Below are 9,724 nucleotides of genomic sequence, written 5' to 3'. Positions count from 1 at the left end.
CAAGGCCTCCTTTAGAAGATGATCGTCCACGTTCCTGTGAGCGACAGGTCGTCGGACTTGTGGATGGGGGCGCGCGCCTTGCGCGCGAAGAGCGTGCCGTCGGCGCAGCGCAGGCCGAACTCGGTGATCGCCATGCCGTTGGCCTCGGCGGTGGAGAGGCTCCAGGCAAATGCCACCTGCCCCGTGGCCGGGTAGCTCACGCTGGTGACTGGCTTCCAGTACGCGCCCGTCAGCACCGTATTGCCGGGCGCTGCGGCCGCAGTGCCAGTACCAAACCCGATCTGCGTGACATGGCGGTTGGCGCCGTTGCCGCCTACCAGCCTGGCGAGCTGGTCTTTCGCGCCATTGACGATGAGGTTGGGTTCGATGATTTCATCGACGAGCGCGCCGTGGCGGTAGATCGCCAGGCGGAACTCGCCACGCAGGGCTTGCGTGTCTGCGAGCTTCATGCAGCCTCCAGATAAAACGATTCGTTGCCACTGGCGACGCGGCCCGCGATGTAGCGCCGCGCGCCGTCGAATCGTGCCGAGCCGTCGAACAGGTTGTCTGCGCCGTAGCGGTAGCGGCCGTCGTAGCGCACATGGCGAGTGACCGTGATAGGCATGACCGCATCCTGCGCCACCGGCGCGGTGTCGCCGTAGTCGGTCGTGCCGTCGGCCTGCGTTGCGCCGTCGTAGGTCGGCAGCGCCTGCTGGCGGTCAGTGTCCGTCCAGATGAGCGCGAGCGTGGTATCCGACTCCGGTGCGCCCGCAAGCCATGTTGCACCCCGTGCCGTCCAGCCCTGGTAGGCGCTGCTGCCGTCGGCGCGCGTCGCGCCGTTGTATGCAAGCAGCGCCCCCTGGTCGTAGAAGAGCGCGCCGTCGTAGCAGCGCCGCCAGGGGCGCAGCGACGCGCCCGACCAGGAGGCGTTGGTTTGCGCGGCTTCGCTGCTGGGCGCAGCGTCCGACGTGTCAGCGTGAAACGCCAGCCGTGTGAGATGCCGGGATTCTGGCTTCCACTCTTCGACAATCTCACGAATGCGCGCGGAGGTTTCGGCGTCCAGTCCAGCTGTATCGCCCAGATCGACATCAATGGCGAACTCTGCCCACGAGTGTCCGCCGTAAATCTCCGATCCGTCGGCGAAGATCGTGCCATCAAAACGCCGCGCGACGCGGCCTTCGCTGATGCGCAAGCCCGCGCCAAAGCCAGCGATCTCCAGCATCCTGCGGATGCTCCACGGCGTGCCCTTCCTGCGGTGCAGCGCAATCGATTCGCGGATCAACCGCCGCCGCTCAGCGTCGGTGGCGGCAAACTGCCAGCCTTCGAGCGGCATGATGTGAAACTGCCGCCCCAGCTCCGGCAGGTAGTGCGCAGGAACCGTGTCGATGAGGTAGGTGAGCAGCCCGTCGAGCGGCAGCGCCTCGATGCGCTGCGTGGCTTCCGCAAGCGGGCCAAAGCGCGGATCGAGCGCGAGCAGGTCAGGCGCGAGCCGGTCAGCCATCGGTCGCTCCTTCCACGGTGACCGTGATGCCGGTGGCGTGCGCCCAGGCGTGCGCAGGCACGCTCATGTCCGCAATCGGTGCGACAAGCCGCACGCTGGCCACGCCTTCCACATGCAGCGCGGCAATCAGGCTGGAGCGGGCAACGTCGCGCCCCAGGCGAGAGGCAATCTCGGCGCAGCGAGCGGTGACGGATGCAAGCGCTGCCTGGCGCACGGTCTCGGCGTCGAACGCTTGCAAGACGGTGAGCCGCGCATCGACGGCGAATGGCATGTCGATGGGGTCGGCCACCTCCACCGCGTCGCAGATCGGACGCACATCCTCGGCCGAGCAGGCAGCCAGCACCATCGACTTGATGGCAGCCGACGGCAGCCCGGTGTCGGTGAGCGGGTACAGGCGCACCAGCCCGGGCTCCGGGCTGGTGACGGCCACATCGACGATGGAGGCGTGCGCGCTCATCGCGTGGTGGCGGTACGCGAGGCGCGGCCCGGCCACCGAGAACGATTCCGGCGCTTCGCGGATGCGCGCGCGCAGGCGCTCGTCGTCCTCGCCGGGCAGGCGCGTCACGCCCACCAGCTCGCCCAGGTAGTCGAGCATGGGCGCGCGGGCAAAGCGCACCAGGTTTTGCCGGGCGGCGTCGTTGATCGCGGCGCGCAGCAGCGTCTCGCGGTAGGCGATCAGGTCGATCAGCAGCCGCTCGACCTGCGCCGGGTAGAGGGTTTTCCCGGTCGCCGCCTCGTACTGCGCGACGATCTCATTGGTGATCGTCTGCGGGTCGTTGGGGATGACGTCGAAAAGCTGCGTCATGGCCGCACCTCGGCGGAGACTTCAACGCCGTCGGCGGCGATGAAGTACACCGCCACCACGATCTGCGCCGGGTTGCCCTCCGCGACAGAGACCCGCACGCGCTTGACCGAGACGCGCGGCTCCCACTTGCGGATCGCAGCGACCGTTTCGCGCACTACATGAGGGCGGGCGCGGTCGATGGGCCAGTCGAGATAGTCCGGCACGCGCGATCCGAAATCAGGCCGCAGCGGGTCGGAGCCGACGCGCGTAGCGAGGATTGTGCGGATCGCCTGCCGCAGGTCGTCGTAGGCCACGGCAAAACCATCGCCGCCGCAGGACGGCTGCCAGTGCAGGCTGGTCGGGATAGACTGCGCGCTCATATAGCCATGATGGCAATGGTGCGCGGAAACGGCCAGACTGAACGGGTTCAGTCGTCAGCGAACACGTTCGTGCTGCCGGTTGCGCATACCGAACCGCAGCTCACAGGGTCGCCAACGCGCCCGGCGGCAAATCCATTGACGAATACAGTTGAGCTTCCCGCGGCAAGCATGCCCCCGTGCGGGGCGCAGACCGGGCACCCGTGCGGTTGCCAACTATCACCGACGCGATGCCAACCAAGACCATTGACGAACACGTTTTGGCTTGCTGCGCTGTTGGCCCGGCTGGGGAAACAGCCGTGACCAGAGCACACGTCGCCAAGCCGGACAGCTGCTGGCATTTTTTCTCCTAGTTCAGGTCGATTCTGGGTGCGCGCAGGGTGATGTGGGTGTCGGATAGGATCTCGATGTCCCCCCGGCACGAGACGGTGAGCCTGTGCGCGGCACGGTCGTACTCGATCCATGTGGCGTCGTCAAAGCGGACATGGTGCCTGTCCACGTTCTGCACGGGCGGCGTGTCGCGCTGGCTAAAGATCGCCCCCAGCACCACCCCCACCTCGCCGCGCGCATCGAGCAGCAGCGCAACGTGCTCGCCCACGTCGGGCAGGCTCCAGTGGCGATCGCGGTGGGTTTTGGGGCGCAGCACCGGCAGCCACCAGGTTTCCAGGTCGTCCAGATCCGGCACGCGGCAGCGCACCCGCCCCAGCGCCTCGTCCAGCGCGGTCACGAAGCCGAACTTGAGCGTCACCGCCGATTCGGCGAAGGTTTCAGGCAGCATCAGCAATCCTCTTGAGTTGCAGCCGGGTGGTGTAGCCCGAGCCGCGCTCGATGACGTGCTCGGCCACCACGATCACGTAGCGGCCATCGACCCGGCCCCAGCCGGTCACGTCCACCGCAAGCCCCGCCGCCAGCAGCGGATCGCCCGGCAGCTCGACATCGAGGCTGGTCTTGTCCAACGCGTGCCGCTCCATCTCGGCGCGGGCGCGGGCTTCGGCGTCCTGCGCGTTGGCGGCGCGGGTGACCTTGACGCGCTCGTCCACCGACACTTTGTCCACCGGCACGGCCTGACCTTTGGCGTCGAGCCCATAGACGATCAGCTCGCCGGTCTTTTCGTCATGACGGCGCACGGTGGCGCGCGCCGGCACATCGGCAATCTGGTCGCGGAAGGAAAAGCGCGTCATGTCGGATGGACGCAGCACGCGCACCGGCGGCTGGTCGTCGGCCAGACGGGAGACCGCCAGCGTCTGGTTGTTGTTGGTGAGCTTGACCGTGTAGCCGTACTCGCGCGCGATGCGCACAGCGAACTGCCAGGCCGTCTCGCCGTATTGCGTGGCGCGCTCGATGGCCGGGTCAGGCTCGATCTTGCCGGAGAGCTTAGCCCCGAGGCGCTGCGCCACGTCCGCGAGAATGCCCTTGAGCGTGGTGTTTTCATACTTACGCCCAATGCGGCTGCGCACCGCGCGGGAGACCCCTGCCGACTGGGCGCGGATGCGGATGGCCATCGGCGGGCTCTCGATCTCGATCTCGTCCACGTCGAACGCCCCGGCGGGCACGAGCTCCTGGTGCGACCAGCCAAAGCGGGCGGAAAGTTCCATGCCCTTATCCGGATACCATTCGGCGAGCCACCGGGTGGCATCGGCCTTGACCTCGCCGAGCTCCAGGTCGAGCGTATCGGCTTCGCCAGTCATGCGGTCAATGAACACGAATCGTGTGAGGTACGGCGTCAGGTCTGTGGTGATGTCGCGCCCGTTGTAGGTCACCTCCACCACCGGCGCGATGGCGCGAACGCGGGCGTCAGGCATCGCGCCTCCACGGCGGCAGCGCCTGGGTTTGCGTGGCGCGTGGGATGAGCGGCACGCGCAGGCGCAGGCCAGAGGGCAGCACCGGTGCGTTCGGGGCGTGCGGATTGGCGGCGATCAGCATCGGCACCTGCCGCACGTCGCGGTAGTAGCGCCAGGCGATCAAGTCCCAGCGATCGCCGTCTGCGGTATAGTGGATCAAGTGGGCCATATATTGACCTCCTTGAGCGCAACCGAGCGCCCGATGCGCGCCACCGCGCCGCGCGCGGCATCGAGCGTCGAGACGGCGGCGTTGACGCTCCACAGCGCCGAGGACACGCCCGCCAGCCCGCCGCCCAGCGCGCCAGATGCGCCAGCAAGCAGGCTTTGCGCCGAGCGCATCGCCGATGCCGCCTGCACTGCGTCGGCAGCAAGGGACGCCACATCGGCCAGCGCATCCATACCGGCAATGGGCAGGGCGGATGCCGCTGCGTTCACGCTGGACGAAACGCCAGGCAGCATCAGCATGGCGGATGCTGTGTCTGATCCTGCGATGCGCGCAAGCATGGCCACGCCTGCTGCTGCCTGCGTGACCTGGCCAATCGCCGACACTGCGCTAGAAACCGTGCGTGCCACCGACGCCAGCGGCGAGCCGCCGCCATCCTCCGGCCAGCGCAGGGCCATATCCGCCACCGTCCAGTCGGCCGCGCCTTCGGCGGCAATGGGGATTCGGAAACCCTCGCGGATCACTCCTGGCGGCAGCGGCTCGGCCGGGTCGCCGATGTACTCTTTGAGCCGGATGCGGCACTCGAACGCCAGCACTGCGCCATAGCCGTCGGTTTGGCGCGTGGTGACTTCGAGCGACTCGATCACGAACACGCCACGGTATTCGCCGGTGCCGAGCACGAAGGCGAGCGGCCTGGCCTCGTTCATAGCGTCGCGCAGCCGCGCCACCTCATCCGCTGGGTTACACCACGAGGCATGCAGCAGCGCGTCGATCGTCACCTCATCCGGCGCGTAGCCTGTGTGCTGAATGATGCTCTTGCGGCCAATGAGCCCTTGCTCGGCATAGGACGCGCCGTAGCGCATCTCCAGACCGTCGAGCCAGGTGATGATCTCCAGCTCGATGTCGTCGAGCACCGCGTACAGACTCATGGCGCGATCCTCTTGCGTTCAGCCTCGTAGCGGCGCATCAGCCGTTCGAACTCGGCAAAGCTCAGCTGTACCGCCTGCTGCGCCGCCTCGCGCACCTCGCCTGCCTGCGCGCCTGCGGCGACGTGGATCACCGGCGCGAAGGTGATGGTCATGCCGCCTGCCGTGCCGCCAGCGCCGGGTTTTGTCGCGCCGAATGCGGGCGCGGCCTGCGCCGTGGCCTGCCGGATGGTCTGCACGGCGTCGCTGACGTCGGCGATCTGCGGCAGCGCGACGGGCTCGACCGTCTGGCGAATGGTGCGCGTGGCGTCGGCGATCTGCGGCAGCGCGACGGGCTCGACCGTCTGGCGAATGGTGCGCGTGGCGTCGGCGATCTGCGGCAGCGCGACGGGCTCGACCGTCTGGCGAATGGTGCGCGTGGCGTCGGCGATCTGCGGCAGCGCGACGGGCTCGACCGTCTGGCGAATGGTGCGCGTGGCGTCGGCGATCTGCGGCAGCGCGACGGGCTCGACCGTCTGGCGAATGGTGCGCGTGGCGTCGGCGATCTGCGGCAGCGCGACGGGCTCGACCGTCTGGCGAATGGTGCGCGTGGCGTCGGCGATCTGCGGCAGCGCGACGGGCTCGACCGTCTGGCGAATGGTGCGCGTGGCGTCGGCGATCTGCGGCAGCGCGACGGGCTCGACCGTCTGGCGAATGGTGCGCGTGGCGTCGGCGATCTGCGGCAGCGCGACGGGCTCGACCGTCTGGCGAATGGCGCGCGGGGCGTCGGCGATCTGCGGCAGCGCGACGGGCTGCACCATCGGATCGACCGTCTGCCGCACGATGGGCATCACCTGCGGCAACACCGACGGTTGACGCGCCTGCACCGCTGGCGTGGCGATCATCGCTGCAGCCGATAGCCCCATCGCCGCCTTGTGCACAGCGCCCATGCTTGCGCCCATGCCCTGCGCGAAGCCATCGCCGACGAAGCCGCCGAGCTCGGCAAACACGCGCGACGGCGAGCGGATGCCCAGCAGGTTCTTGAGGCCCGACACCACCGACTGCCCAAGCCCCTTGATGGCCTCGCCCGCCGCGCCGAGCTTGGCCTTGATGCCGTCGATCAGCCCCTGAACGAGCTGCTGGCCGATGCTGAGCAGGCGGCCTGGCAGCGCCTTGAGCCCATCGAGCGCCGCCGCAGCGCCAGCCTTGAGCGCTGCCCACGCCTTGCCCAGGGCCGGGCCGATGCGATCCCAGTTGCGCCACACCAGGTAGGCCGCGCCCGCGATGGCGGTCAACACCAGGCCGATGGGATTGAGCAGCACCGCGCGGCCCAGCCACAGCACCGCGCGGCCAACCGCCATGAGCGCAGCGGTTGCAGCGCCCCTGAACCAGACAAGCAGCGCACCAAGCCGCGCAACCGCGCCGCCCGACAGGCCAGCCGCCGCCGCGATGGCCTGCAAGCCGGTGCCGCCAGCGGCCATGGCCGCGCGGGCGATGAGGATGCGCGCGCCAATGGAATGCCACGCGGTCATGAGCGTGGCCGCCGGGGACTTGACGAAGAAGTTGATGAGCCAGCCGAGCGACAACACGCCCGCCTTGACAGTCGCCAGCCCGAGCGCGAAGCCCACCGCGCCCTTGATGAGGGCCGGGTTCTCCCGTGCCCAGGCAGCAAAGCCGGTCACCACAGGACGGATGGCCTGCACGATGTCGAGCAGCGCGGGCAAGAGCGCTTCGCCCACGCTCATGCCCAGTTCCTGTACCTCGATCTTGAGCCGCTTGAATTGCTCCAGTGGCGACTCCATGCGCTTGGCAAAATCCGCGTCCAGGCTCATTTGCCCATCGGCGTTGCGGCCGCTGGCGGTCTCCGCGCGGATGCGCTGGAGCTCGTCGCGGTTCTGGATTTCGGCGAGCAAATAGCCCACCGCCTGCATGTCCTGGAACATTTGTCCAAGGCCCGCGCTCGCCCCCAGCGCCTCGATCATCGCGCGGCGGCGTTCGAGCTCTGCGGCGCGCTCGGCCGGATCTTGGATCGCCGCAATCTCCTTCGAGAGCGCCTGAAGCTCCGCCGCCACCTTAGGCGAGGTCTTGGCCATCTGCCCCATGATGACGCTGACCGCGCCCTCGATGGGGTCCAGCCCCTGGCGCGCCATGCGCAGCATCGATCCTTGCAGGTCGATGCCGAGCTTCTCGAAGTCCTTGGCCGTATCCGGGCTGGTGAGCTTGGCGAGGAAGTTGCGGAAGTTGTTGGCCGCCTCGTCGGTAGAGCCCGCCGTCTTCATGGCGATTTGCAGGCGGCTCGCCATGTTGACCACGGCTTCGTTTCCGGTGACGCCGATGGCCTTGAGGTAGCCGCCGAGCTGCGGGAACCACTTGGCCATGTCGCGCACTTCGAAGCTGCCGAGCTTGCCCGCCTTGGCCGCCTGGCTGAAGGCCAGTTCCATGTCCTTGGCCGAGACGCCAAGCAGATCGAAGCTCACCATCATCTTCGCCGCGTCGTCGAAGCTCGCGCGCGTGGCGGTGGTGAAGCGCCCCAGCAGCGCCGCCTGCTCGGCGGCTTTCTTCGCCTCCATGCCGTTGGCGATGAGCATCCCCACGCCGCGCGCCATGTCGGCGGCGGTCTGGTTCACCTCGCGCGCCACCGCGCGCAGGCTCGCGCCGAGCTTGCGCTCCTCGTCGCGCGTCAATTCGCCGACGATGGCGATGTCCTTGACCGCATCGCCAAAGCCTGCCGCCTCGCGCACCGCGCCCATGACCGGCGCGCCCACGGCCAGCGTCGTGGCGTAGGCGCCCATGATCTCGCCGCCGATGCGCTGCCGTTCGGCGGCCAGATCGGCGCGGCGCTGCATGGCGCGGGAGAGCGCCTCCTGCCGCCTGGTGACGGCCTCGATGGTGCGCCCAAGCCGCTCGTAGTCGCGATTGAGCGCGGCCAGCGTCTGCGGCGCGAGCGTGCCCATGTGGCGACGGATGGCCTCGCCCAGCCGATCCTGCTCGGATTGCAGGCGACGCGCCGCATCGCCCAGCCCCTTGAGCGACGACTGCACGGAGCCAAGCGCCGCGCCGATGGCTGACGCGCCGGTCACGCCGAGCTTGATGCCAAGGAAGAATTCTTGTGCCATAATGACCTACATGGATACCGCCGCCGTCATCGCTGCGCTCGTCATCGCCGCCGCCGTCGCCATGGCCGCGCCGTGGTGGGCCGCGCCCATCGTCGGCGCCGCCGTCCTGCTGCTCGCGCCCGCGCTGGCGGTGGGCATCGAACTCATCCGGCGCGCCCTTCGTCCCTGATCTGCCGCTGCGCCGCTCTCACCCAGGCGAGCAGCTCCTCCACCTCCAGCCCGTCAATCTCCGATGGCGGAAACCGAAACCACCGCGCCAGCAGCGCCGCCGCCTCCCACAGCTCAGCCTTGGGTATCCAGCATGGCGCGAAAGGACTCGGCGATCGCCTTGTAATCGGCGAGATCCAGCTCCTCGATGTCCTCGGGCGTCAGCCCCGCGAGCAGGGCGATCAGCGCCAGTTCCTGCTCCTCGGCCTTGTCCGAGACGCGCTGCGCGGCCTTGAGGTCTTTCACCTTGGGGCGGCGCAGCGTGACCTTGCCTATGGTCTGGCCGGTGGCCAGCTTTACCGGGTGCTTGAGCGTGATGTCCATTCATCAGCCTCCGATGTTGCTGCGGTACTGCGCCAGCAGATCGACACCGCCAGCCTTGTAGATGTTTTCCAGCACGTCGATCTCGGCCACATCCTGGCCGTCCACAGTGAGCTTCATGTAATAGGCGGTGAAGTCCGTCTCCAGCTCCACGTTCTCATGCTGCTGGAACGCGCCGCCGGGCAGGCTCTTGAACACAACGGTCAGCATCGCCACGATCGGCGCTTCGCGGTTGACCGAGCCGCCGACGATGATCGGCATCGAGCCGCGCACCTGCAACTGCACCGCCTTGAAAGGGTTGGCGACTTTTTTCAGCACGTCGGCGTAGTAGCTCGCCCACTTGATCTTGCCTTCGAGCTTCTCGAAGCCCGCGAATGCCTCGATGGTGCCGACCATGCCGAGCGCCTTGTGCTCGGCCATCTTGGCCTTGATCTGCGGCAGATCGACGCTCTCGGCGCGCCCGAGCAGGCTCTGCCCGTCCAAATAGACGTTGGCGTTGGTGATGCGGTGGATTTCGATCTTCGCCATGG

At 68.2% G+C, this 9,724-nt stretch carries 14 protein-coding genes; 1 reads left to right on the top strand and 13 read right to left on the bottom strand.

Going from position 1 to position 9,724, the window contains the following annotated elements; genetic code table 11:
• Nucleotides 1–11: 11 nt before the first annotated feature.
• The 10 genes from HPTL_RS05075 to HPTL_RS05030 are packed head-to-tail and all read right to left on the bottom strand — an operon-like array spanning nt 12 to nt 8,666.
• Nucleotides 12–449: a hypothetical protein gene (locus tag HPTL_RS05075; RefSeq protein ID WP_119335004.1), complete on the bottom strand. Its 438-nt coding sequence runs from the start codon at nt 447–449 to the stop codon at nt 12–14.
• The gene (locus HPTL_RS05070) at nt 446–1,480 is read right to left on the bottom strand and encodes a phage tail protein (RefSeq protein ID WP_119335003.1); all 1,035 of its coding nucleotides are present in this window, start codon (nt 1,478–1,480) and stop codon (nt 446–448) included. Before HPTL_RS05070 ends, HPTL_RS05075 begins: the two co-directional genes overlap by 4 nt.
• Nucleotides 1,473–2,285, bottom strand: coding sequence for a baseplate assembly protein (locus HPTL_RS05065; protein ID WP_119335002.1), 813 nt, complete (start codon nt 2,283–2,285; stop codon nt 1,473–1,475). The genes HPTL_RS05070 and HPTL_RS05065 overlap by 8 nt, the downstream gene beginning before the upstream one ends.
• Nucleotides 2,282–2,644: a GPW/gp25 family protein gene (locus tag HPTL_RS05060; protein ID WP_119335001.1), complete on the bottom strand. Its 363-nt coding sequence runs from the start codon at nt 2,642–2,644 to the stop codon at nt 2,282–2,284. Before HPTL_RS05060 ends, HPTL_RS05065 begins: the two co-directional genes overlap by 4 nt.
• A gap of 47 nt (nt 2,645–2,691) precedes the next feature.
• Nucleotides 2,692–2,982: a PAAR domain-containing protein gene (locus tag HPTL_RS11625; RefSeq protein WP_119335000.1), complete on the bottom strand. Its 291-nt coding sequence runs from the start codon at nt 2,980–2,982 to the stop codon at nt 2,692–2,694.
• Nucleotides 2,983–2,990: 8 nt separating this feature from the next.
• Entirely contained in the window at nt 2,991–3,419 is a 429-nt protein-coding gene (locus HPTL_RS05050; RefSeq protein ID WP_197713800.1) for a phage baseplate assembly protein V, read from the bottom strand.
• The gene (locus HPTL_RS05045; protein ID WP_119334999.1) at nt 3,409–4,443 is read right to left on the bottom strand and encodes a phage late control D family protein; all 1,035 of its coding nucleotides are present in this window, start codon (nt 4,441–4,443) and stop codon (nt 3,409–3,411) included. Before HPTL_RS05045 ends, HPTL_RS05050 begins: the two co-directional genes overlap by 11 nt.
• Entirely contained in the window at nt 4,436–4,651 is a 216-nt protein-coding gene (locus HPTL_RS05040; protein WP_119334998.1) for a tail protein X, read from the bottom strand. Before HPTL_RS05040 ends, HPTL_RS05045 begins: the two co-directional genes overlap by 8 nt.
• Nucleotides 4,639–5,574, bottom strand: coding sequence for a phage tail protein (locus tag HPTL_RS05035; protein ID WP_119334997.1), 936 nt, complete (start codon nt 5,572–5,574; stop codon nt 4,639–4,641). Before HPTL_RS05035 ends, HPTL_RS05040 begins: the two co-directional genes overlap by 13 nt.
• Nucleotides 5,571–8,666 (bottom strand): phage tail tape measure protein, encoded by a 3,096-nt coding sequence (locus tag HPTL_RS05030; RefSeq protein WP_119334996.1) that lies wholly within the window; start codon nt 8,664–8,666, stop codon nt 5,571–5,573. The genes HPTL_RS05035 and HPTL_RS05030 overlap by 4 nt, the downstream gene beginning before the upstream one ends.
• 1 nt (nt 8,667) lies before the next feature.
• On the opposite strand from HPTL_RS05030, the gene HPTL_RS11270 reads away from it, so the two are divergent.
• Nucleotides 8,668–8,835, top strand: coding sequence for a hypothetical protein (locus HPTL_RS11270; RefSeq protein ID WP_170141281.1), 168 nt, complete (start codon nt 8,668–8,670; stop codon nt 8,833–8,835).
• Here the strand turns inward: HPTL_RS11270 and HPTL_RS11620 are convergent.
• The 3 genes from HPTL_RS11620 to HPTL_RS05015 are packed head-to-tail and all read right to left on the bottom strand — an operon-like array spanning nt 8,810 to nt 9,722.
• Nucleotides 8,810–8,926 (bottom strand): GpE family phage tail protein, encoded by a 117-nt coding sequence (locus HPTL_RS11620; RefSeq protein ID WP_408610113.1) that lies wholly within the window; start codon nt 8,924–8,926, stop codon nt 8,810–8,812. The genes HPTL_RS11270 and HPTL_RS11620 overlap by 26 nt on opposite strands.
• A gap of 22 nt (nt 8,927–8,948) precedes the next feature.
• On the bottom strand, nt 8,949–9,197 hold the full coding sequence (locus tag HPTL_RS05020) for a phage tail assembly protein (protein ID WP_119334995.1): 249 nt from the start codon (nt 9,195–9,197) through the stop codon (nt 8,949–8,951).
• Nucleotides 9,198–9,200: 3 nt separating this feature from the next.
• Nucleotides 9,201–9,722, bottom strand: coding sequence for a phage major tail tube protein (locus tag HPTL_RS05015; protein ID WP_119334994.1), 522 nt, complete (start codon nt 9,720–9,722; stop codon nt 9,201–9,203).
• Between the last annotated feature and the right edge of the window lie 2 nt (nt 9,723–9,724).

The organism is Hydrogenophilus thermoluteolus (assembly GCF_003574215.1).
GTDB classification, from domain to species: domain Bacteria; phylum Pseudomonadota; class Gammaproteobacteria; order Burkholderiales; family Rhodocyclaceae; genus Hydrogenophilus; species Hydrogenophilus thermoluteolus.
The sequence above is the reverse complement of the archived record's forward strand: the minus strand, read 5'-3'. Positions and strand labels throughout refer to the sequence as shown.

What these genes read in the sequence shown, in the direction of transcription:
- HPTL_RS05045 (WP_119334999.1), bottom strand. Translation starts at nt 4,443, where the DNA reads ATGCCTGACGCCCGCGTTCGCGCCATCGCGCCGGTGGTGGAGGTGACC.
- HPTL_RS05035 (WP_119334997.1), bottom strand. Translation starts at nt 5,574, where the DNA reads ATGAGTCTGTACGCGGTGCTCGACGACATCGAGCTGGAGATCATCACC.
- HPTL_RS05020 (WP_119334995.1), bottom strand. Translation starts at nt 9,197, where the DNA reads ATGGACATCACGCTCAAGCACCCGGTAAAGCTGGCCACCGGCCAGACC.
- HPTL_RS05070 (WP_119335003.1), bottom strand. Translation starts at nt 1,480, where the DNA reads ATGGCTGACCGGCTCGCGCCTGACCTGCTCGCGCTCGATCCGCGCTTT.
- HPTL_RS05030 (WP_119334996.1), bottom strand. Translation starts at nt 8,666, where the DNA reads ATGGCACAAGAATTCTTCCTTGGCATCAAGCTCGGCGTGACCGGCGCG.
- HPTL_RS05040 (WP_119334998.1), bottom strand. Translation starts at nt 4,651, where the DNA reads ATGGCCCACTTGATCCACTATACCGCAGACGGCGATCGCTGGGACTTG.
- HPTL_RS11625 (WP_119335000.1), bottom strand. Translation starts at nt 2,982, where the DNA reads ATGCCAGCAGCTGTCCGGCTTGGCGACGTGTGCTCTGGTCACGGCTGT.
- HPTL_RS05015 (WP_119334994.1), bottom strand. Translation starts at nt 9,722, where the DNA reads ATGGCGAAGATCGAAATCCACCGCATCACCAACGCCAACGTCTATTTG.
- HPTL_RS11270 (WP_170141281.1), top strand. Translation starts at nt 8,668, where the DNA reads ATGACCTACATGGATACCGCCGCCGTCATCGCTGCGCTCGTCATCGCC.
- HPTL_RS05065 (WP_119335002.1), bottom strand. Translation starts at nt 2,285, where the DNA reads ATGACGCAGCTTTTCGACGTCATCCCCAACGACCCGCAGACGATCACC.
- HPTL_RS05060 (WP_119335001.1), bottom strand. Translation starts at nt 2,644, where the DNA reads ATGAGCGCGCAGTCTATCCCGACCAGCCTGCACTGGCAGCCGTCCTGC.
- HPTL_RS05050 (WP_197713800.1), bottom strand. Translation starts at nt 3,419, where the DNA reads ATGCTGCCTGAAACCTTCGCCGAATCGGCGGTGACGCTCAAGTTCGGC.
- HPTL_RS05075 (WP_119335004.1), bottom strand. Translation starts at nt 449, where the DNA reads ATGAAGCTCGCAGACACGCAAGCCCTGCGTGGCGAGTTCCGCCTGGCG.